18 protein-coding genes are annotated in these 21901 nt (G+C 70.9%); 13 read left to right on the top strand and 5 right to left on the bottom strand.

What is annotated here, in order from left to right:
* Nucleotides 1-79 precede the first annotated feature (79 nt).
* The 5 genes from ABS64_RS12720 to ABS64_RS12700 all read left to right on the top strand — a co-directional run bounded on the left by ABS64_RS12720 (nt 80) and on the right by ABS64_RS12700 (nt 6742).
* Nucleotides 80-1426, top strand: coding sequence for a sugar ABC transporter permease (locus ABS64_RS12720; RefSeq protein WP_292683954.1), 1347 nt, complete (start codon nt 80-82; stop codon nt 1424-1426).
* Nucleotides 1423-2400 carry a carbohydrate ABC transporter permease gene (locus ABS64_RS12715; protein WP_036290167.1) on the top strand — a complete coding sequence of 326 codons (978 nt, stop codon included), beginning with the start codon at nt 1423-1425 and terminating at the stop codon, nt 2398-2400. The genes ABS64_RS12720 and ABS64_RS12715 overlap by 4 nt, the downstream gene beginning before the upstream one ends.
* A gap of 75 nt (nt 2401-2475) precedes the next feature.
* Nucleotides 2476-5343 carry an HAD-IC family P-type ATPase gene (locus ABS64_RS12710; protein ID WP_292683951.1) on the top strand — a complete coding sequence of 956 codons (2868 nt, stop codon included), beginning with the start codon at nt 2476-2478 and terminating at the stop codon, nt 5341-5343.
* On the top strand, nt 5340-6245 hold the full coding sequence (locus ABS64_RS12705; RefSeq protein WP_292683950.1) for an amidohydrolase family protein: 906 nt from the start codon (nt 5340-5342) through the stop codon (nt 6243-6245). Before ABS64_RS12710 ends, ABS64_RS12705 begins: the two co-directional genes overlap by 4 nt.
* The gene (locus tag ABS64_RS12700; RefSeq protein ID WP_292683967.1) at nt 6140-6742 is read left to right on the top strand and encodes an amidohydrolase family protein; all 603 of its coding nucleotides are present in this window, start codon (nt 6140-6142) and stop codon (nt 6740-6742) included. Before ABS64_RS12705 ends, ABS64_RS12700 begins: the two co-directional genes overlap by 106 nt.
* 18 nt (nt 6743-6760) lie before the next feature.
* Here the strand turns inward: ABS64_RS12700 and ABS64_RS12695 are convergent, their stop codons facing one another.
* Both ABS64_RS12695 and ABS64_RS12690 read right to left on the bottom strand, forming a co-directional pair.
* Nucleotides 6761-7438 (bottom strand): DUF305 domain-containing protein, encoded by a 678-nt coding sequence (locus ABS64_RS12695; protein WP_292683949.1) that lies wholly within the window; start codon nt 7436-7438, stop codon nt 6761-6763.
* Nucleotides 7435-8145 (bottom strand): DUF3105 domain-containing protein, encoded by a 711-nt coding sequence (locus ABS64_RS12690; RefSeq protein WP_288120985.1) that lies wholly within the window; start codon nt 8143-8145, stop codon nt 7435-7437. Before ABS64_RS12690 ends, ABS64_RS12695 begins: the two co-directional genes overlap by 4 nt.
* Before the next feature lie 59 nt (nt 8146-8204).
* Here ABS64_RS12690 and ABS64_RS12685 point away from each other — a divergent pair, with 59 nt between their 5' ends.
* The 8 genes from ABS64_RS12685 to ABS64_RS12650 all read left to right on the top strand — a co-directional run bounded on the left by ABS64_RS12685 (nt 8205) and on the right by ABS64_RS12650 (nt 19397).
* Nucleotides 8205-9689 (top strand): multidrug effflux MFS transporter, encoded by a 1485-nt coding sequence (locus ABS64_RS12685; protein ID WP_292683948.1) that lies wholly within the window; start codon nt 8205-8207, stop codon nt 9687-9689.
* A 27-nt stretch (nt 9690-9716) separates the two neighbouring features.
* Entirely contained in the window at nt 9717-10361 is a 645-nt protein-coding gene (locus tag ABS64_RS12680; protein ID WP_036290160.1) for a phosphatase PAP2 family protein, read from the top strand.
* A 5-nt stretch (nt 10362-10366) separates the two neighbouring features.
* Nucleotides 10367-12271, top strand: a complete 1905-nt coding sequence (locus ABS64_RS12675; RefSeq protein WP_292683947.1) for a helicase HerA-like domain-containing protein — start codon at nt 10367-10369, stop codon at nt 12269-12271.
* 74 nt (nt 12272-12345) lie between these two features.
* Nucleotides 12346-13905: an SDR family oxidoreductase gene (locus ABS64_RS12670; protein ID WP_292683946.1), complete on the top strand. Its 1560-nt coding sequence runs from the start codon at nt 12346-12348 to the stop codon at nt 13903-13905.
* Nucleotides 13906-13914: 9 nt separating this feature from the next.
* Entirely contained in the window at nt 13915-14514 is a 600-nt protein-coding gene (locus ABS64_RS12665) for an N-acetyltransferase (RefSeq protein WP_292683945.1), read from the top strand.
* Between the two features lie 68 nt (nt 14515-14582).
* Nucleotides 14583-15704, top strand: a complete 1122-nt coding sequence (locus ABS64_RS12660; RefSeq protein WP_292683944.1) for a hypothetical protein — start codon at nt 14583-14585, stop codon at nt 15702-15704.
* Nucleotides 15701-18343 carry a multicopper oxidase domain-containing protein gene (locus tag ABS64_RS12655; protein ID WP_292683943.1) on the top strand — a complete coding sequence of 881 codons (2643 nt, stop codon included), beginning with the start codon at nt 15701-15703 and terminating at the stop codon, nt 18341-18343. The genes ABS64_RS12660 and ABS64_RS12655 overlap by 4 nt, the downstream gene beginning before the upstream one ends.
* Nucleotides 18330-19397, top strand: coding sequence for a cytochrome P450 (locus tag ABS64_RS12650; RefSeq protein WP_292683942.1), 1068 nt, complete (start codon nt 18330-18332; stop codon nt 19395-19397). Before ABS64_RS12655 ends, ABS64_RS12650 begins: the two co-directional genes overlap by 14 nt.
* Before the next feature lie 3 nt (nt 19398-19400).
* On the opposite strand, the gene narI is transcribed toward ABS64_RS12650, so the two are convergent.
* The 3 genes from narI to ABS64_RS12635 all read right to left on the bottom strand — a co-directional run.
* Complete coding sequence (gene narI / locus ABS64_RS12645; protein ID WP_292683941.1) at nt 19401-20159, bottom strand: respiratory nitrate reductase subunit gamma; 759 nt, start codon at nt 20157-20159, stop codon at nt 19401-19403.
* The gene (narJ, locus tag ABS64_RS12640; protein WP_292683940.1) at nt 20156-20872 is read right to left on the bottom strand and encodes a nitrate reductase molybdenum cofactor assembly chaperone; all 717 of its coding nucleotides are present in this window, start codon (nt 20870-20872) and stop codon (nt 20156-20158) included. Before narJ ends, narI begins: the two co-directional genes overlap by 4 nt.
* A partial coding sequence (locus ABS64_RS12635) for a 4Fe-4S dicluster domain-containing protein (RefSeq protein WP_363331292.1) occupies nt 20869-21901 on the bottom strand: 1033 nt, incomplete at its 5' end. The genes narJ and ABS64_RS12635, both read right to left, overlap by 4 nt.

Below are 21901 nucleotides of genomic sequence, written 5' to 3'. Positions count from 1 at the left end.
GCCTCGGCATCCCGCCCGTGGCGCCCGCGCCCCGTCTCGCTCCCATTCCGCGTCCACCGAAGCACACGGAGGCTCATCGATGTCCGCACCCATCACCGCGCCCGCGCGAGACAAGACCGACGGGCTGGCGCCTGACTCCGGTCCGCGCCGCGCCTTCTCACCCCGCGTCACCGCCGGTATCGCCACCGGTGCGCTCGTCATCCTGCTGGCTCTGGTGGTGCTGCTCCTGCTGAGCACTCCCGTGGAGGACCCGGCGAAGATCGTCATCCCCGGAGTCTCGCTCACCGCGTTCTTCCAGTGGCTCGGCGTGATGGGCCCGATCGTGCAGATCCCCATCATCCTCGTCGCCTTCGCCGCCGTGGTCGGTGTGCTGCTCCTGCTGATCGAGTACGCGCCCCGTCCCGGGCGGGTCTACTTCTGGATCCGCCTCGTCGCCTGCTTCGCGATCCCGGTCCTGGCCCTGCTGCTGCTGCGCCCGTACGCGAACGCGTTCATCTACGTGCTCGGCATCGCGCTCGTCTCCGGTGCCGCACTGTTCGTACTCGACTACCGCGCACGCAAGGGCGCCGGCTATCTTTTCCAGCTCGTGCTCTTCGCCGCCCCGGCTGCGGTGCTGCTGCTGATCGGTCTCATCTACCCGTTCTTCGCGACGTTCGTGCAGTCGTTCTTCGACAAGACGGGTGCCGAGTTCGTGGGCTTCGACAACTACGTGTGGGTCTTCACGCAGCCCGAGGGCACCTGGTCGGTCATCAACACCGTCATCTGGGTGCTCATCTGCCCGACGATCGCCACCATCGTGGGTCTCGCCTACGCCGTGTTCATCGATCGCGCCGCGGGCGAGCGGTTCTTGAAAGTGCTGATCTTTATGCCCTTCGCGATCTCGTTCGTCGGCGCGGGCATCATCTGGAAGTTCATGTACGACTACCGTCAGGGCGACCAGCTGGGTCTGCTCAACGCCATCATCACGGCGTTCGGGGGCGACCCCGTCGCCTGGCTCAGCGTCACGCCGCTCGTGAACAGCCTGCTGCTGATGGTCGTCTTCATCTGGAGCCAGACAGGACTTGCGATGGTCATCCTCTCCGCCGCGATCAAGGCGGTTCCGCCGGAGCAGGTCGAGGCCGCGGAGCTGGACGGCGCGAACGCGTGGGAGCGGTTCAGGAACGTGACCGTCCCCGGCATCCGCTCGTCGATCGTCGTCGTGGTGACCACGGTCGCCATCGCGTCGCTGAAGATCTACGACATCGTCGCCGTCATGACCGGCGGTCGCGCGAACACGTCCGTGCTCGCCTTCGAGATGGTCAACCAGCAGCAGCGCTTCCAGAGCTACGGGCACGCGGCGGCGCTGGCCGTCGTGCTGTTCATCTTCGTGACGCCGCTGATCGTGTTCAACATCATCCAGATCCGCAAGCAGAGGGAGATCCGATGAGCACCGGAGTCGACATCATCGAGCCCGTCACCGACACCCGCTCGGCTCGACAGGTCTCCCGCGACACGCGCAAGCACGAGGCCATGGCGCGTAAGCGCCTGACCTCCAAGGGGGCGACGATCGCGGCGCTGGTCATCGCGATCTTCTGGACCATCCCGACCTTCGGCCTGTTCGTCACCTCGCTGCGCCCCGGCTCGGACGTGCAGAGCACCGGTTGGTGGACGGTGTTCACCGACCCGTCGTTCACGCTGGAGAACTTCCAGAAGGCGCTGACCTCGGGCGGCACCGCGCTGACTCTGGGCCAGTCGTTCCTCAACTCGCTCGCGATCACGATCCCGGTCGTGTTCTTCGCGCTGGCGGTGGCCTCGCTGCTCGCCTACGCCTTCGCCTGGATCGACTTCAAGGGGCGCAACCTCGCGTTCATCGCGGTGTTCGCCCTGCAGATCGTGCCGCTGCAGATGGCGCTGGTGCCCCTGCTGAGCCTGTTCTCCCGAGGGATGACGATCGGCGACGTCACCGTCTTCCCGGCGCTGGATCTGCGCGGACTCGAGCACAGCTTCGCGACGGTGTGGATCGCGCACACGATCTTCGCGCTGCCTCTGGCGGTGTTCCTGCTGCACAACTTCATCGCGGAGATCCCCAGCGAGGTGATCGAGGCGGCGCGGGTGGACGGGGCCGGCCACGGACAGATCTTCTTCCGGATGATCCTGCCGTTGGCGGCGCCGGCGCTCGCGTCGTTCGCCGTCCTGGAATTCATCTGGGTGTGGAATGACCTGCTGGTGGCGACGATCTTCGCTCCCTCGTCATCGCTGCCGATCACCCAGTCGCTCAACTCGCTGTCCGGGACGTGGGGCGATCAGTGGTTCCTGCAGGCCGCGGGCACGTTCATCTCGATCATCGTGCCGCTGGTCGTGTTCTTCGCCCTGCAGCGCTTCTTCGTGCGGGGGCTTCTGGCGGGGGCGACGAAGGGCTGATTTTCGGCGGGGCCCTTCGGGAGCGGCGCGGAATTCGTGGGGACGCGAGCCGCGCCGCTCCTTTAGTGTGAAGCCATGAACAGCCCCGGCGCCACGGCGCCCGCACCGATCGAGGAGGTCGATCCCGCAGTCGGACTGCGCGCCGCGGAGGTCGATGTCCGGACGGCCGACGGTCGGTCCAACGCCTACCGCGCCGAGACCAGTCGCAGTGCGCTGAGCATCATCCGCGCCAACGTGTTCACGCTGTTCAACGGCATCGTCTTCGCGTGCTTCGGCATCCTGTTCGCCCTCGGACGCTGGCAGGACGCCCTCTTCGGTTTCGCCGCCGTCGCCAACGCGGTCATCGGTTCGGTGCAGGAGTTCCGGGCCAAAGCCGCCCTCGACAAGCTCGCGCTGCTGAACGCCGCGCAGGCGCGCGTGCGCCGGGACGGCACGGAGCAGGACGTCGCGCAATCGGCCGTCGTGCTCGCCGACATCCTCGTGCTGCGTGCCGGAGACCAGGTGCCGGCCGACGCGCGCATCGTGCGATCGCGAGGCTTGCAGATCGATGAGTCGATGCTGACGGGCGAGTCGGATGCCGTCGACAAGCACCCCGGCGACGAGGCGCTGTCGGGGTCGATCGTCGTCGGCGGGGAGGGCGATGCGCAGGTCGTGCGCGTGGGCGCCGACGCCTACGCGAATGCGTTCGCCGACGAGGCGAAGCGCTTCTCTCTCGTGGGCTCGGAGCTGCGCGATTCGATCAACCGCGTGCTGACCTGGGTCGGCTGGGCGATCGGGCCGATCGGTCTGCTCGTGCTCAACGCCCAGATGCAGGTCGCCGGCGGATGGCGGGCCGCGTGGGAGAGCGGCAGCTGGGTGCAGGCGGTCGTCAACACGATCGCGTCGCTGACGGCGATGATCCCGCTCGGGCTGGTGCTGATGACCTCGATCACCTTCGCGGTGGGAGCGGCACGCCTGGCCGCGCGACAGGTGCTCGTCAACGAGCTGCCTGCGGTGGAGGGCCTCGCCCGGGTCGACGTGATCTGCCTCGACAAGACCGGCACCCTGACCGAGGGGGAGATCACCTACGACGACGCCCACCTGCTCGACGAGGTCGCCGGCTGGCGGCGGACGCTCGGCTGGTTCGGGAACACTCCGGATGCGAACGCGACGGCGCGCACCCTCCGCGAGCCGTTCGCTCCCGAGGCGGCGGACCGGCCGCGTGTCGCTCGGGAGAGCATCGGGTTCTCGTCCGCGCGCAAGTGGAGCGCCGTGGCGTTCGACGACGACGGCGATCCGGCGGGCACGTGGGTGCTCGGTGCACCCGAGATGGTGTTCGGTGCCGCAGCGACCGACATCGCAGACCCGCTCGGAGCCGCCGTGATCGAGCGCGCCTCGACCGGCCGCCGCACGCTCGTGCTCGCCTTCTCGTCGCGGCCGCTCACGGCGGCCGACGTCGACGCGGAGCGTCTGCCGGACGAGCTCGCGGCCGTCGCCGTGCTGACCTTCCGTGAGAAGGTGCGCGCCGACGCCGCGCAGACGCTCGAGTACTTCCGCGCCCAGGGCGTGGGCATCCGCATCATCTCCGGCGACAATCCGCGCACCGTGGCGGCGATCGCGCGCGAGGTGGGTGTGGATGCCGCGGAGGGCTACGACGCCCGCGCACTCCCCGACGACGATGCGGCGCTCGCCGCGGTGCTCGAGGAGCACACTGTCTTCGGCCGTGTCACGCCGGATCAGAAGAAGCGCATGGTCCTCGCCCTTCAGTCCCGCGGGCACACCGTGGCGATGACGGGCGACGGCGTGAACGACGCGCTGGCGATCAAGACCGCCGACATCGGCATCGCCATGAACTCGGGTGCGGCGGCGACGAAGGCGGTCGCGCGCCTCGTGCTGCTCGACGGGCGGTTCTCGCACCTGCCCGACGTCGTCGCCGAGGGGCGGCAGGTCATCGCCAACATCGAGCGGGTCTCGATGCTGTTCTTGACCAAGACGACGTATGCCACGCTGCTGGCGATCCTGTTCGGTGTGCTCGTGCTGGAGTTCCCGTTCCTGCCCCGCCAGTTGTCGATCACCGACGGGCTCACCATCGGCATCCCCGCCTTCTTCCTCGCGCTCATGCCCAACGCGCAGCGCTACATCCCGGGGTTCCTGCGCCGTTCGCTGAGCTTCGCGATTCCGACGGGCGTGGTCGTCGCGCTCACCCTCACCCTGTACACCCTCATCGTGCGCGGCGCCGGGACGCCGGTCGACGAGGTGCGCACGGGCGCGACGATCATTCTCGCCGTCGTGGGCATCTGGATCCTCGCGGTGCTCAGCCGCCCGCTCAACCGGTTCAAGGGGGCCGTCGTGGGCGCGATGTTCATCGCCCTCGTCGTGATCTTCTCGGTGGCCTTGTCGCGCCAGTTCTTCCTGCTGGTCGATCCCGGCCAGACGACGGCGCTGGTCGTGACGGCCGGTTGCATCGGCGCCATCGTGCTGATCGAGATCGTTCGGGCCGTGCAGCGCCGCTACGTCGCGCGTGCGCTGCGTGATGCCGCGCCGCACGCCACCTCGCACACCCGGGAGGTGTCGCGGCCGGTGCCGGTGACCATCGCCGTGGCGCTCGTCTACGTCGGCGGCCTGGCGAACGCCATGTTCGGAATCCTCTTCCTGCTCACCCGCTACGACGTTCCCGGATCACTGGTGATGGGCGTCTCGTTGATCGGTGCCGGCATCATCCTCTTCGGACTGCTGTCGGTGGCCGCGGCCGCCGGGCTCGGACGCGGCAGCGGACTGTCGCGTCTGTTCATCAGCGTGCTCGCGGTCGCACTCGTCGGCCCGCAGCTGTGGAGTCTCGCCGTCGACCACGACTGGGACGGCTGGTCCATCGGCCAGATCGTCGTCTACGCGGCGGTGCTCGTGGCGGTATGGGCACCACCGGCGAATCGCTTCTTCCGCCCCGTCCTGCGAGCCGGATCATGACGGCGCTCATCGTCACCGGCGGACCGGTGTTCGACGGGGAGCGGCTCATCCCCGCGCAGGCCGTCGCCGTTCGTGACGGGACGATCGTCGCGGTGGGATCGCTCGCCGCCGCGCGCGCGGCGGTGCCCGGTGCCGATGAGGTGGATGCCGCGGGCGGCGTGATCGCGCCGTCGTTCGCCGACGCCCACGTGCACCTGGGGCTCGTCGCGCTCGAGGCGCTGGACTGCAGCCTCGACGATGCCGGGTCGGAGGCGGCTTGCCTGGAACGGATCCGCGCGCACGCCGCCTCGCTGACCGACCCGCAGGCGTGGGTGCGCGGCGGGGGGTGGCGCGCCGAGTGGTTCGCAGGCGGTACGCCCTCGCGGGAGGCTCTCGACGCCGTCGTGCCCGACCGGCCGGTGCTCCTGCTGGACAGCGACCGACACGGCGGCTGGGCGAACTCGCGCGCGCTCGCCCTCGCGGGCATCGATCGCACGACGCCCGACCCGCCGGACGGGCGCATCGTCCGCGGTGCGGACGGCGAACCGCAGGGGACGCTGCGCGAAGGCGCGGTCGACCTCGTCGGACGTGTGGCGCCCGAGCCGAGCCCCGCCGCGCTGGCGCCCGGCATCCGTGCCGCCGCCGACCACCTGATCTCCCTCGGCGTCACCGGCTGGCAGGAGGCCGCTCTGGCGTCGTTCGGCAGCATCCCCGACTTCACCGATGCGTACCATCTCGCGCTCGCCGCGGGCCTTCGTGGTCGGCCCACCGGCGCGATCTGGGTGCCTCGCGACCTCACCGTGGACGGCGTCGATGCATTCGTCGCCGGCGTGCGGGAGCGCGCCGACGCCGCGCACGCCACGGGCTGCAGGTCGTCAATCCGCGGGATGTGCCCCGATTCGCCGCGACCGGAACCACGGTGAACGCACAGGCTTTCTGGGCCTGCCGCAATGAGGTGATGCGCACGGTCACCGAACCGCTGCTCGGGCCCGTGCGCGCGGCATGGCAGTTTCCCTTCGGCTCCCTTCGCCGCGCGGGTGCGACCCTGGCGATGGGCTCGGACTGGCCGGTCTCGACCCCCGACCCGTGGGAGGCCATCGGCGTCGCCGTCACGCGTCGCGAGGTCGGTGTCGCGGATGCCGCGCCCCTCGGTGTCGGTGAGGAGCTGCCGCTGAGCGCGGCGCTCGCCGCTTACACGAGTGGCTCGCACGAGCTGATCGGCGACGGCGCGGCCGGACGGATCCGTGTCGGTGCCGCCGCCGACCTCGCGGTGGCCGATCGCGATCCCTTCGTCGGCGCGCCCGAGGAGATCGGGTTCACGCGCACCGCATGGACGGTGTGCGCCGGTGAGGTCATTGCCGCCCACACGCATACGGGCGCAGAGCGCGGCCGGGCAACGGCGTGCCCCGCCTGCGCGTGAACGGATGGGGTCCGCGCGTCAGGTCGTGCAACCGAGTCCGGCGCGCAGCGAGGTCATCAGGTCGATCTCGGCGGACTGCGTCGCGATGACGCCCTGAGCGACCGCGAGCGCACGGGGCTCGTGTCCGAGCTGCAGCAGCGCCTGCGCCATCGGCAGCGCACCCTGGTGGTGGCGGATCATGAGGCCGAGGAACGTGCAGTCGGCGGTGGTGCCGGATTGCGCCCGCATCGCCGCGAGCTCCTCGGCGCTCGCCATTCCCATCTGCGTCATCAGCTCCGCGTCGGTCGGACGCGCCGCGCCGCCGCCGTGCGGGTGGGAGGTGCCCGCGGCATCCATCCACGCCATGAGTGGACCGCCGCTCTGCGGCAGGCCCCACTTGACGAGCCAGTCGTAGAACTCGCCCTTCTGTGCCGACTGCGTCGTCGCGATGTCGTAGGCCAGGACCCGCACACCGTCGTTCTGCGTCGTGCGGTAGATGTCCATCGCCATCTCGACCGCCTGCCCGTGGTGCAGCTGCATGTCGCGGGCGAACCCGGCCTCGGGGGAGTCGGAGGTGGGTGCCGCCGCAGCCCCGGCCGCGGCGAAGGTGGAGAAGCGGCCGATCGCGAACGCGAGCGCGGCGACGGCGAGCGCGACCAGGAGCACCGCCCACCACGGGGGGAGGGCGCGCCCGTTCGCCGGCTCGGGCGCGGTCACGACTGCTTGCCCGGCCCGTCGACCGCACCACTGCAGGATGAGGTCGGCTCGGGGACGTTCTGGTTGCGCCAGTACTCCTCGAAGAACGACGGGATGCGGGGGTCGGCCGCACTGTCGAGCTTCAGCTGCGCGTTCCACGCGCTGAGCACGATCGGCGTGGGAAGGCCCTCGTACGGCGAGAGGATCACGTACGACGACGGCAGCTGCGCCGTCAACGCATCGAGATCGGCGTCGCTGACCCGCGTCTTGTCGTACGTGACCCACACGGCACCGTGCTCGAGCGAGTGCACGGCGTACTCGTTCTGCTGGGGCTGGTCGTAGATGCCGCAGTTCAGCCAGTACTGGTTGTGCGGGCCGCCCGCGGGGGGATTCTGCGGGTAGTCCACGGTGCCGGCGACGTGCTGCGTCGTGTTCGTGAACGTCTCGACACCGTCGATGGCGGCACCGGTGCCACCGGCCTGGTAGGTGACCGGCTTCGGCGCGAAGGCGATGGATGCCGCGACGACCGCGACGATGGCGACGGCAGCCGTGGCCCCGACGATCCACCACGTGAGACGGCTGCGCCGCCGGCGCGCGAGCTGACGCTGGTACTCGGCGAGCTTCTCCTGCTTCTGGAGCTCGCGTTGCTGCTTGACGGTCAGCTCGAGGTTCGCGCGCGTGGCGGGGTTGCCGCTCGTGCGCTTCTTGTCGGATGGAGTGGGGGTCATGGGTCCTCGGTTCGATTCGCGGTCGGGGGCCGCTCCCGCAGGGGCAGCATGTCGATCGTATGCGGCTGCATGACTCTGAGGCTGGGGAAAAGGTTAGGATCGAAGTCTGCTCGAATCGTTTCGAGCCCTCCCTGTCGTTGTGGTCGCGCGCCGATCCGCTCTCGGCGACCGCTCCCTCCGCTTTCACTCGTCTGGACCCCGTGCGCGAAGAATCCGCCCCCCGAACCGCTCCGACCCGCGTCCCGTCCGGCCCCGGGCGTACGGCCACCGGTGCCATCCGCACGCTCGGATCGCACCCCGCCACCGCTCCGGTCGTCCTGCATCCCGGTGACGCGATCTCGACGGCACGCCGCGTGGTCTACATCATCCTCCTCGGTGCCCTCACGGCGCTCGGACCCTTCACGATCGACCTCTACCTGCCCGCGTTCCCGACGTTGCAGGCCGACTTCCGCACGTCCGCCGCGGCGATCCAGCTCACCCTGACCGGCACGATGGTCGGCTTCGCGCTCGGTCAGCTGATCGTCGGACCGCTCAGCGACAAGGTCGGACGCCGCGTGCCGCTGCTCGCGGTCACCGCCCTGCACGTCGTGGCCAGTGTCGCCGCGGCGTTGGCGCCGGATCTGACGCTCCTGGCCATCGCGCGTGTGTTCATGGGTGTCGGCGCTGCCGCCGGCGGCGTGGTCGCGATGGCGATCGTCCGCGACCTGTTCGGCGGGCGCCGCCTCGTCGTCATGCTGAGCCGGCTCGCCCTCGTGTCCGGAGCCGCGCCCGTCGTGGCGCCGCTCATCGGCTCCGCGCTGCTGTCGGTCATGCCGTGGCGCGGCATCTTCGTCGTCCTGTCCGTCTACGGTGCCGTCATGCTCGTGGCGGCGATCTGGCTCATCCCCGAGACGCTGCCCGCCGCACGGCGGAAGGAGCGGGGAGCGACCACCGTGCTGCAGCGCTACCGTGCCGTCTTCAGCGACCGGGTGTTCGTCGGCGTGCTCATCATCGGGGGTATGTCCTTCAGCGGGCTCTTCTCGTATCTGTCGTCCTCCTCGTTCCTCTTCCAGGAGACATACGGTTTCGACGCCCAGCAGTACGGGCTGCTGTTCGCCGCCAACTCCCTCGGCCTCGTCGTCGGTGTGCAGGTGGCCGCGCGCCTCGCGGCCCGCTTCGGCCCGCAGTGGGTGCTGTCGGTGTCGACCGGCGTGCTCGTGGTCGCCGCGATCGCGATCATCGTGTGCGACCAGCTCGGATGGGGCTTGTGGGGGACCATGGTGCCGCTGTTCGTGTTCATGACGGCGTGCGGCTTCACGTTCCCCTGCGTGCAGGTGCTCGCGCTCGATCGCCACGGCAAGGCCGCCGGGACGGCGGCATCCATCCTCGGGGCGACGAACTTCGGGGTCGCGGGACTCATCTCCCCGATCGTCGGATGGGTGGCGCGCGATGCCGGGATCACGGCGACGACGATGGCATCGGTCATGGTGGGATGCGCGCTCATCGGGGCGATCTCGCTCTGGGCGATCGTGCGACCGTGGACCGTGGAGCGGCTCGCGCCCTGAGCCGCGGGCGTCGGGCATAATGGGGCGATGAGAGCACCCTTGGACGATGACGTCACCACGGTCATGCTCCAGCGGCTCGTCGTGGGCGTGCTGCTGATCGCGATCACGGTGTGGCTCGGCATCCAGGTGGTGGTCGAAGCCGACGTGAACGTCGACGAGTGGTGGAACGTCTTCGTCGACCGCTTCGCTTTTCTCGACGGCGCCGCCCTCGCGATGAACTTCCTCGGCGGCGGATGGTTCGCGACCTTCGTTGTGCCGCTCGCCGGCGTCGGGCTGCTGCTGTGGCTGCGCCGGCCCCGCGGCGCGCTCTTCGTCGTGGTCGCCCCGCTCGGCAGCGTCGCGCTCGTGCAGCTGCTGAAGGCGCTGTTCGGCCGCGCACGCCCCGAGGACATGATCGTCTTCTCCGACCACGGCTCGTTCCCCTCCGGACACACCGCCAATGCCGCGACCCTCGCGACGATCGCCGTCATCCTCTTTCCACGGGTGTGGGTCGCCGTCGTCGGCGGCGCCTGGGTGTTCGCGATGGCGTTCAGTCGCACCCAGGTGCACGCCCACTGGCTGAGCGACACCGTCGGCGGAACGCTCGTCGGGGTCGGCGCGACCCTCGTGATCGCGGGGATCTGCGCGCGGATGCTCGAGCGCGAGAACGAGCGGTTGCGCTCGCTAGGCTGAGCGCCATGAGCGCTGTCGATGACGCAGAACTTGCCCGACTTCAGGCCGAGGCAGAGGCGGCCGAGGCCGCGCTGAAGCTCGCCCAGGCCAAAGCCGCGCTCGCCGCCGCCCAGGCCGCGCGCGCCGCCGGCCCTGCGCCCGCGGAGGAGATTTCCGCTCCGGAGGACGCCGAGGCCGCCTCTGCACCTCCCGAGGCGATATCTCCTCCCGAGGAGCAGGCCCCGCCGGCCGCTCCGGCTGCGGATGCCGCGGCGGCACCGGATGCCGCGGCATCCGGACCTCTCGACGGCGACCAGGTCGCCGCGATCGCGAAGGGGTACGCCTTCGAGGGCCTGACCCTCGATCTCGGTGCCCTGATGAACACCGAGCCGGTGCCGTCGGCGCAGATCCGCATCCCGCTGGCCATGATGAACCGACATGGCCTCGTCGCGGGAGCCACCGGCACCGGCAAGACCCGCACGCTGCAGGGGCTCGCCGAACAGCTCGCCGCGAAGGGCGTTGCGGTCTTCGCCGCCGACATGAAGGGCGATCTGTCGGGCGTGGCGACGCCGGGCGCGCCGAGCGAGAAGCTGCTCGCGCGGACGGCGGCGATCGGACAGGAGTGGGCGCCCGCGGCATCCGTCACCGAGTACTTCGCCCTCGGGGGCGTCGGCAAGGGCGTGCCGGTGCGCGCGACCGTCTCGGGGTTCGGGCCGCTGCTGCTGAGCAAGGTGCTCGGCCTCAACGAGACCCAGGAGTCCAGCCTCGGACTCGTCTTCCACTACGCCGACGCGAACGGACTGGCCCTGGTCGACCTGTCCGACCTGCGCGCCGTGCTCACGTGGCTCACGAGCGACGAGGGCAAGGACGAGCTCAAGGAGCTCGGCGGGCTGTCGTCGGCGACGGCCGGCGTGATCCTGCGCAAGCTCATCACCTTCGCCGACGACGGCGCCGACGTCTTCTTCGGCGAGCCCGAGTTCGACGTGCGCGACATCCTGCGCACCGCTCCGGACGGACGCGGGGTGATCTCGCTGCTGGAGGTGCCCGGCGTCGCCGACAAGCCGGCGCTCTTCTCGACCTTCCTCATGTACCTGCTGGCCGAGCTGTTCGAGATCCTCCCCGAAGTGGGCGACCTCGACAAGCCGAAGCTCGTGTTCTTCTTCGACGAGGCCCACCTCTTGTTCCGCGATGCGTCCAAGGCGTTCCTGGCCGCGATCACGCAGACCGTCCGCCTCATCCGGTCCAAGGGCGTCGGCGTCTTCTTCGTCACGCAGACGCCGAAGGACGTGCCCTCCGACGTGCTCGGCCAGCTCGGTTCGCGCGTGCAGCATGCCCTCCGTGCCTTCACCCCCGACGACGCGAAGGCCCTGCGCGCGACCGTGGGCACGTATCCGACGAGCGGCTACGACCTCGAACGGGTGCTGCAGGAGCTCGGCACCGGAGAGGCGATCGTCACCGTCATGAACGAGAAGGGTGCGCCGACCCCGGTCGCCTGGACGCGACTGCGCGCGCCGCAGGGCCTCATGTCGCCCACCCCCGACCCGGACATCGAGCGAGCCGTGCACGCCTCGCCGCTGCTGGCCCGCTACGGCACGCCGATCGATCGCGAGTCGGCGCGCGAGATCCTCACCGCGAAGATGAACGCCGCCGCGGAGGCGGACGCCGCGGCCGAACAGGCCAAGGTGCAGGAGCAGGCGGCGAAGGAGCAGGAGAAGCAGCGGGCCGCACAGGCGAAGGCGGATGCCGCCGCCGAGCGCGAGCGACAGAAGGAGTACGACCGGATCCTGCGCTCCACCGGCGGCTCGACGCGGACGACGCGCACCTCCCGCGCGTCACAGAAATCGCCCATCGAGCAGGTGTTGAACTCGAAGTCGACCCAGACGATCCTGAACTCCGTCATCCGGGGGCTCTTCGGCACCGGCCGCCGCTGACGCTCGTCCTTGCGCGCGGCGACCCCGTGCGCAAGGGGATGCGCCGCGCGCAGCAGCCGTCTAGCGTGACACACATGAGCGAGCTGTCGAGCCCCACCGGTCGGGAAGAGGAGCTGCGCGCCGTACCCCGCGCGGACGGCACGGCGCCGCGGGCGCTCGTGCTCGGCGCGACCGGCTACATCGGCGGGAGGCTCGTGCCGAGGCTGATCGCCGCGGGCTATCGCGTCCGCGTGCTCGTGCGCGATGCGGCCCGCCTGAGCGCCTTCTCCTGGGGTGAAGAGGTCGAGGTCATGGTCGGCTCCGCCGTCGACGAACCGGCGCTCGCGCAGGCCTGCGCCGACGTGGACGTCCTCTACTACCTGATCCACTCGATGTCGGCCGGCGCCGGGTTCGAGCAGGCCGACCTCGAGGCCGCGCGCGCCGTCGCCACGGCGGCGGCCGCGGCATCCGTCGCTCGTCTGGTCTACCTCGGCGGACTGCACCCGGAAGGCGTGCCGCTGAGCCCGCACCTGCGCTCCCGCGTCGAGGTGGGGGAGGTGTTCCTCGCCAGCGGTGTGCCGACGCTGGTGCTGCAGGCCGGGGTCGTGATCGGGTCGGGGTCGGCGTCGTTCGAGATGATCCGCCACCTCACCGAGGTGCTGCCGTACATGCCCGCCCCCAAGTGGGTGCGCAACTTCATCCAGCCGATCGCCGTCCGCGACGTCATGTACTACCTGCTGGGGGCTGCACGCGTCGCCGCCGACGTGAACCGCGCCGTCGACATCGGCGGCCCCGATGTGCTGCGCTACGGACAGATGATGAACGGCTACGCGGTCGAAGCGGGCCTGCCGCAGCGGCCCATCGCGCCCCTTCCGGTGCTCACACCCGGGTTGGCGTCGCACTGGGTGAACGTCGTGACACCGGTGCCGCGCTCGATCGCCCGCCCGCTCATCGCCTCACTGCAGAACGAGTGCGTCATGGACGACCACGACATCGACGCCATCATCCCGCCGCCCGCGGGTGGTCTCACGCCCTATCGTCGGGCCGTGGCGCTGGCCCTGGGTCGCGTCGCGGCCGACAGTGTGGAGACGAGCTGGCAGGATGCCGAGGTCAGCGGCGTGCCGTCGGATCCGCTGCCGTCCGATCCGGACTGGTCGGGGCGCACCGTCTTCACCGACGTGCGCACGGCGACGACGACCGCGAGCCCCGCGCGGCTCTGGGAGGTCATCGAGGGGATCGGCGGCGAGAACGGCTGGTACTCCGCGCCCGTGCTGTGGGCGCTGCGCGGCTGGATGGACCGGGTCGTCGGAGGCGTAGGGCTCGTGCGCGGCCGGCGAAACCGCAGCCGCGTCGCCGTCGGCGACGTCATCGATTTCTGGCGGGTCGAGAAGGTGGAGCCGCAGCAGCTGCTGCGCCTGCGTGCCGAGATGAAGGTCCCGGGACTCGCATGGCTCGACCTCGGCTGCGAGCCGGGACCGGACGGCGGCGCTGTCTACCGCCAGCGGGCGGTGTTCTTCCCCTCCGGCCTGTCGGGGCGGCTGTACTGGCTGGCCGTGCTGCCCTTCCACGGCTTCATCTTCCGGGGGATGGCCAACCGCATCACCGCGGCGGCCGAACACACCGATGCCGCCGAGCGCACGGAGGCTGCGGCCTAGACTCGCCCCGTGCCCCACCTGCGTTCCTTCCGCCCCGGCGACGAACCCGCCCTCGCCGACATCTGCCTGCGCACCGGCGATGCCGGCAGCGATGCCACCGGCATCCTGGACGACGACGACATCTGGGGGGCGGTGTTCGTGCTGCCGTACGTGGCCCGTCACCCCGAACTCGCCGTGGTCGTCGAGACGGACGACGGGCGGGTGGCGGGATACGTCGTCGCCACCGACGACACCGACGCGTTCGAGGAGTGGTTCCGCACCGAGTGGTGGCCGCGGTTCGCGGATCGGTGGCCGCACCCCGCGGGAGAACCGTCGAGTCGCCAGGACGGGGTCCTGTCGTATGCGTACGGGCGCCGAGCGGATGCCGAGCCCTTCGCGGCGGCGTATCCCGCGCACCTGCACATCGACCTGCTGCCCGAACTCCAGGGCCAGGGGTGGGGTCGGCGGCTGATCGCCGCACTCACCGATGCCCTCCGTGCCGCGGGCGTGCTCGGCGTGCACCTGGTCGCCGCGGGGACGAACGCCGGTGCGATCGCCTTCTACGAGCGTCTCGGCTTCACCCGCCTCGGCGCCCCCGCCGACGTCGCCGCCTTCGGTATGACGCTGTAGGCGCACGCGCCGTCAATAAACACGGTGGACCCGGAGGCGCCCGCGCGTCGCGTGCGTAGCGTTGTGGTATGGACACATCCGCGCCCCGCGGCCGTGCGGCGCGACTGCTGATCGTCGCTCCGGCGGGCGCGGTGATGCTGCTGGGGCTGAATGCCGGGCTGCTGCTCATGGGCGTCCCGGTTCTGTTCGTGACGACGCGCCTGGCCGAGCTGCATGCGCCGCTCATGGTGTTCGGGTTCGTCGGCACCCTCATCTCGCTCGAGCGCGCCGTCGCGTTGCGCACGCGCTGGGCGTATGCGGCTCCGCTCCTGATCATCGGCGGTGCGGTGCTCGCACTGACGCCGCTGCCGCTGCTCATCGGCCAGATGCTCATCACGGCGGGTCTGGCCGTGCATGTCGGGCAGTACCGCGCGATCTGGGCGCGCCAGCCGATGACCGCCACCGCGGTGCAGGCGCTCGGCGCGGTGACCGCGGTCGTCGCGGCCGTCGCGTGGTGCGGTGGGGTGCCGCCCGCCCGCCTCGTGCCGTTGCTCGCGGTGTTCCTCGTGCTCACCATCGCGGGCGAGCGGTGGGAGCTCGCACGGGTGGCCGCACCGGGCCCGAGCGCCGAGCGGATGCTGTTCGCGCTGTCGACGGCGCTGGCGACCACCGCGGTCATCAGTCTCACGGTCGCCGTCGTGGCCGTTCCCTTCGCCGGTGCCCTGCTGCTGGCGCTGGCGGTGTGGCTGGTGAGGTTCGACATCGCCCGTACGACGGTGCGGATGAGCGGCCAGCCGCGCTTCATCGCGGTGTGCCTCCTCGCCGGCTACGGGTGGCTCGTCGTCGCCGGGGCGGGGTGGCTTCTCGGTGGCGCACGCTCCGAGGGTCCCGTTCACGACGCGACCACGCACGCGATCTTCCTCGGTTTCGTGATCACGATGATCATGGCCCACGCCGCGCTGATCCTTCCCGCCGTGCTGCGGGTGCGCATCCCCTACCACCCGGCCATGTACGGGCCTGTCGCGCTGCTGCAGGTGTCGCTGCTCGTTCGCGTCGTCGCCGGTGACGCGTGGGGATCGATTCCCTCGTTGCGGGTGGGCGGCCTCGGGGCGGCTGCGGCGATGGTCCTGTTCGCGGTGACGGTCGTCGCGGTGTCCGTCACCGCATCGGTCCGGGCGCGGCGCGCGCCACGAAAGGAGTCGACCCCATGAGCCGGCGTAACTGGTATCTGCTGACGAACTCGATCGTCTTCGTGTGGATCGTGCTCACCGTCGCGGCGATCACGGTGCACCGCTTCGTCTCGCAGCCGCTGTGGCTGATGGTGCACGTGCCGTTGCTCGGTGCGGTGACCGCCGCCATCCTGATCTGGTCGCAGCACTTCAGCGACACGTTGCTGCGGCGGTCCGCGCCGGCGGGACGGGTGGGACTCGGCATCCGGCTGGCCCTCCACACGGTCGGTGCCGCGGTGGTCATCGTCGGGATGCTGAGCGGTGCCGCCCCGTTGATCATCGCCGGGGCGGCCACCGTGACGCTCGCCATCGTCGCGCACGCCGTCGTGGTGCTCGTGCAGCTGCGGCGCGCCCTGCCGTCGCGGTTCGGGCCCCTGGTGCGGTACTACGTCGCGGCCGCGGCCGTGTTCCTCGGCGGCATCGCGATCGGGGCGACGATGGGTGCCGCGGGCGACCCCACGGCGACCGACCGGCTGGTGACCGCGCACATCGTCCTCAACGCCTACGGCTGGATCGGGCTCACCGCCCTCGGGACCCTCGTGCTGCTGTGGCCGACGGTGCTGCACGCCCGCATGGACGAGCGCGTCGACGTCGCCGCCCGACACGCGCTGCCGGTTCTCGTCGGCGGGCTTCTCATCGCGTCGGCGGGCCCCCTCGTCGGACTGCAGCCGCTCGTGGGCGGGGGAATGGTCGTGTGGCTGGCGGGAGCGGTGCGGCTCGGCGTCGAAGGATGGCGACAGGCGCGGACGATGCCGCCGGCCACCTTCGCCGGGTGGAGTCTCGCGGCGGCGTACGCCTGGGTGGTGATCGCGGCCGGCACGCTCGCCGTGCTCGCCGTGACCTCGCCGGACTGGGCAGCCCTGCGCGCCGCCTACCTGATGGCGCTCGGACCGCTCGTCGCGGGCTTCGCGGTGCAGCTGCTGTCGGGAGCGCTCAGCTACCTGCTGCCGGTCGTCACGCTCGGCAGCCCTGCGGCGGCCAAAGCCGGTGCCGACGTGCTCGACCGCGGGGGCGCGTTCCGGGTCGTCGCCTTCAACGGCGCGATCGCCCTGTACCTGCTGCCGATGCCCTCGATCGCCCGCGTGTTGCTGTCGTTCCTGGCGACGGGGATCGTCATCGCGTTCGCCGTCCTCCTCGTGCGCGCCGTGGTCGTGGGCCGTCGCGTCCGCCGCGCCGAGGGGGATCGGCCCGAGCGCGGGCGCACGGTGCGCCTGGCGGCGCCGACGATGGCGCCGCCGCCCGCGCCCCGTCGTGTCGGGGCCGTCGTGGCGGCGTTCTGCGCCCTCGCGCTGTGCGTGGGCGTGGGCGTCGCCGCCGACCCGGCTGCGGCGGGGATCTCCACGGCCGCGGCATCCGCCGATGTCGTGCCGACCGGGCGGACGACCGAGGCGACGGTGGAGGTGGCGGGCATGCGGTTCACCCCGGCGCGCATCGAGGTGCCGTACGGTGACGAGCTCGTCGTGACCTTCCACAACACCGGCACCGACGTGCACGACCTGACCTTCGCCAATGGCGTGCGGACCCAGCGGCTGGCACCGGGGGCCTCCGAGAGCGTAACCGTGGGGCTCATCGGCGCCGACCTCGCGGGCTGGTGCTCCATCGCCGGTCACCGGCAGATGGGCATGGAGCTGACCGTCGTGGTCACGGGTGCGCCGGCGGATGCCGCGGGCAGCGGTGGCGACCACGGTGACCACGGTGGCCACGGTGGGAACGCATCCTCGGCTGCGCGCACCGGCGAGAGCGCCGCGGCGGACATCGACCTCGCCCGAGCACCCGACAAGGACTTCGCCGCCTGGCCGGCGGCGCTGGCACCGGCATCCACCGACACCGTGCATCGCGTCACGCTGAACGTGCGCGAGATCGTCGCCGACGTCGCCCCGGGGGTCAGCCAGACTCGGTGGACCTTCGGTGGCACGGCACCGGGACCTGTCCTGCGCGGTAAGGTCGGGGACCGCTTCGAGATCACGCTCGTCAACGACGGGACGATCGGCCACTCCATCGACTTCCACGCCGGCATGCTCGCACCCGACCGGCCGATGCGGACGATCCAGCCCGGCGAGAGCCTGACCTACACGTTCACCGCCGTGCACGCGGGCATCTGGATGTACCACTGCTCGACCATGCCCATGTCGATGCACATCGCCAACGGCATGTTCGGCGCCGTCATCATCGATCCGCCCGATCTCGCTCCGGTCTCCCGCGAGTACCTGCTCGTGCAGAGCGAGTTCTATCTCGGCGCGCAGGGCGAGACGGCCGACGCGGATCGCATCGCGACGCAGCAGCCCGACTTGGTCGCGTTCAACGGGTACGCCGACCAGTACGTCTACCGGCCGCTCGCGGCATCGGTCGGCGAGCGCGTGCGGGTGTGGACCCTCGACGCCGGGCCCAACACCGCCTCGTCGTTCCACGTCGTCGGCGGGCAATTCGACACGGTGTTCTTCGAGGGCGCCTACACACTGCGCCCCGATGACCCGGGCGGGTCGCAGGCGCTCGCGATGCAGCCCGCGCAGGGCGGCTTCGTCGAGCTGGCCTTCGCCGAAGCGGGCAACTATCCCTTCGTCACCCACATCATGAGCGACGCCGAGAAGGGCGCGAAAGGAATCTTCCATGTCGACCAATGAGCGCATCTCCGTCGACGGGCACGGTCGCGTGGTGATCGGCGATCACGCCGAGGTCACGCGCATCGCGCGCGACGCCGCGGGGTTCTCGAGCGCGGTCTCGCGCCACCTGCAGGTGCCCAACGGGCTCGACGGGGCGGCGCACGCCGAGATGCGCCACCTGCTCGACCCGTTCATGGATGCCGACGCCGTCGCCCAGCTGCTGCCGGAGCTCGAGCGCATCGCCGCCGACCTCGTCGCCCGGCTCGACGCCGCCGATGCGCCCTTCGGCGCCGTTGCCGACCTCGGTGCGCGCTTCGCCGTGCGCGCCCAGTCGGCGTGGCTCGGATGGCTGCCCGAGTGGGAGGAGCCGCTGCTGCAGTGGGTCGCCGACAACCGCGTCGCATCGCGCACGGGGCACCCGCGGGCGACCGCCGAGATCGCCGACCGGTTCGACGCCATCATCCGGGAGCTGCTGCGACGGCGTCGGGAGCAGCCGCGCGACGATGTCACCACCCGGCTGATGGGGCTGCGGCACAGTGACGGCTCGGCGCTGCGCGACGACGAGCTCGTGTCGATACTGCGCAACGTCACGGGCGGCGACCTGGGCTCGCTCGCCCTGTGCACCGGCGTCATCGTGCACTGGCTCGCCGTGCACCCGGAGCATCAGGATCATCTCGCGGCGGCATCCGACGCCGACCTCGACGCCGCGATCGACGAGATCCTGCGCGCCGACGACCCGTTCGTCTCCAACCGACGCCGCGTCACGCGACAGACCGAGGTCGGCGGCTGCCCCGTGCACGCCGGCCAGATCGTCGTGCTCGACTGGCGCGCCGCCAACCGCGACCCGGCCGTCTTCGTGGAACCCGACGCCTTCGACCCTGCCGCGCACGCCGCCGCGAACCTCGTCTACGGCACCGGCCCGCACGTGTGCCCGGGACGCCTGCTCGCGACCGCCGAGCTGCGCGTGCTCGTGCGGGCGCTGCTCACGGCGGGCCGCATCGAGCCGGCGGGCGACCCGGAGCGTGAGCAGGCACCCGTCGCTGGCTTCCGCGCGGTGCCCGTCCGGCTGGTCTAGAACCTAGAGCTTGTGCAGGCGCTCGGGGTCGGGGGCCTTCACCGGGTCCCAGCCGCGGCGGGCGGGGCGCGCGCCGCGCTCGGCATCCCGCGAGCGGTACACGACGTAGGGACGGAACAGGTAGCCCACTGGCGCGGAGAACACGTGCACGAGCCGCGTGAACGGCCACAGCGCGAATAGCGCGAACGCCGTCAGCACGTGCAGCTGGAACAGCAGCGGCACCTCGGCCATCAGCTCGACCTGCGGTTGGAACAGGAAGATGCTGCGGATCCACGGCGAGATCGTCTCGCGGTAGCGGAATCCGCCGCCGAACACCTGGTACACGACCGTCGCGGCGGTGCCGAACAGTAGCGTCGCGCCGAGGAAGACGTACATGACCTTGTCCATCGTGGTCGTCGCGAGGAACACGGGGCCGACGGTACGCCGGCGGTAGATCAGGATCGCGAGCCCCGCAAGCGTCAGCACGGCGGCGAACGTCCCGAGCACGGTCGCGCCGATGTGGTACATCTCCTCGTTGATGCCGATCGCGTACAGCCATTCGCGGGGGATGAACAGTCCGACGACGTGACCCGCGATGACCATGAGGATGCCGAAGTGGAACATCGGCGACCCCCAGCGCAGCAGCCGGTTCTCGTACGTCTGGCTCGACCGGGTGGTCCAGCCGAACTTGTCGTAGCGGTAGCGCCAGATGTGCCCGACGACGAACACCGCGATCGAGGCGTACGGGATCGCGACCCAGAGGATCATCTGCAGCGTGGTCATGGTGCCTCCTGCGAGACGGGACGGAAGGGCGGAAGCTGCCCCAGGAAGCTGAGGCCCACCGTCTCGGTGGGCGGCCCCTCGTTGATGAGGTCGAGGTAGCGCTCGCGGGTCGCGGCGTCGATGGGGGGAAGCGACTGCGTGACGGTGCGCACGACGAGCGCCCACGGGCTCGACATGCCCTCGAGCGCGGCGCGCAGTACCTCGATGCCCTCGCGGTGCGAGGCGAGCAGCGCGCCGGCGATCTGAGCATCGGCGGTCGCGGCGTCGGCGCGGGCCGAGAACTCCAGCACCGCCGGCAGGAAGTCGGGCAGGTCGTCCGCGTCGAACTCCCACCCGGCGGCGCGGTACGCCTCGAGGAACGTGACCAGCGCGACGCCGCGGCGGCGCGTGTCGCCGGTCGCGTAGTAGCTCAGGTACAGGCTGCACTTGCGCTTGAGGTCGAATGTGACCACGTAGCGCCGCTGCCATTCCGCCTCGCCGGCCGCTTCGGCCTGATCGACGAAGGATGTCAGGGGTTCCGAGATCGCGGACGGCAGCGCGTCGATGTGCGGACGCAGGGCGGGCAGGCGCCCGAACCACGCGGCATCGGGGTAGTCGAGCAGGAGCGACGCGAGCATGTGGGTGGCGGCGCGGTCGACGGCCGACAGCCGCAGGGCGGGCACCTCGGGGGGCAGGAGGCGGCGCGGGGTGACGCGGGGCAGGACGGAGCTCATGGGCCGCCCTCACCCGCGCCCTGGTTCTTGTCCTTGCCCTTGCCGGTCTCGCGCACCGCCGTCATCGAGGTCGGCGGGAAGAGCCCGTCGGCGTTGCCGTTGCCGTCCCAGTTGAGCAGGTTGACGCGCCCGGGCGACGACGGTCGGTCGGCGGTCTGCCGGTCGGCGAGGATGTGGAAGTTCTCCACCGCGACGGGCACGCTCGGACCGCTCGAGGAGCCGAACGGACCGGCGCCGCCCATGCCGGGGCCCCCGTCGAAGTCGAGCGAGCACGCCATCTCCTCGAGGGCGTGAGCCTGCTCCGTGTGCGCCGAGGGGATGACGTAGCGCTCCTCGTACTTCGCGATCGCGAGCAGCCGGTACATCTCCTCGACCTCGGTGCCGCTCATGCCGACCGCCCGTGCGATGCGCTCGTCGCGCTCGTCGTCGAGGTTCACGCCGCGCATGTACGAGCGCATCGCGGCGAGGCGGCGCAGGGCAAGGTCGACGGGGGCGATGTCGCCCGCCGTGAAGAGCTCGGCGAGGTAGCCGATCGGGATCCGCAGCTTGTCGATGGCGGCGAACAGGGTCCGCGCGTCCTCGCCGTCGTTGCCCGAGCCGGTCACGACGTCGACGACGGGGGAGAGCGGCGGGATGTACCAGACCATCGGCATGGTGCGGTATTCGGGGTGCAGCGGCAGGGCGACCTGGTACTGCATGAGCTTCCAGATCGGGCTGCGCTGTGCGGCCTCGATCCAGTCCTCGGGGATGTCGCCCGCGCGTGCCGCCTCGATGACGGCGGGGTCGAACGGGTCGAGGATGATGTCGCGCTGCGCCTGCAGCAGCGCCTTGTCGTCCTCGACGGCCGCCGCCTGCGCCACCCGGTCGGCGTCGTACAACACGATGCCGAGATAGCGCAGCCGCCCGACGCAGGTCTCCGAGCACACGGTGGGCAGGCCCACCTCGATGCGCGGGTAGCACATCGTGCACTTCTCGGCCTTGCCGGTGCGGTGGTTGAAGTAGACCTTCTTGTACGGGCATCCCGACACG

This window comes from Microbacterium sp. SCN 69-37 (genome assembly GCF_001724435.1).
Classification (GTDB): domain Bacteria; phylum Actinomycetota; class Actinomycetes; order Actinomycetales; family Microbacteriaceae; genus Microbacterium; species Microbacterium laevaniformans.
Note: the sequence above shows the minus strand (reverse complement) of the source record. Positions and strands in the feature narration are given on the sequence as shown.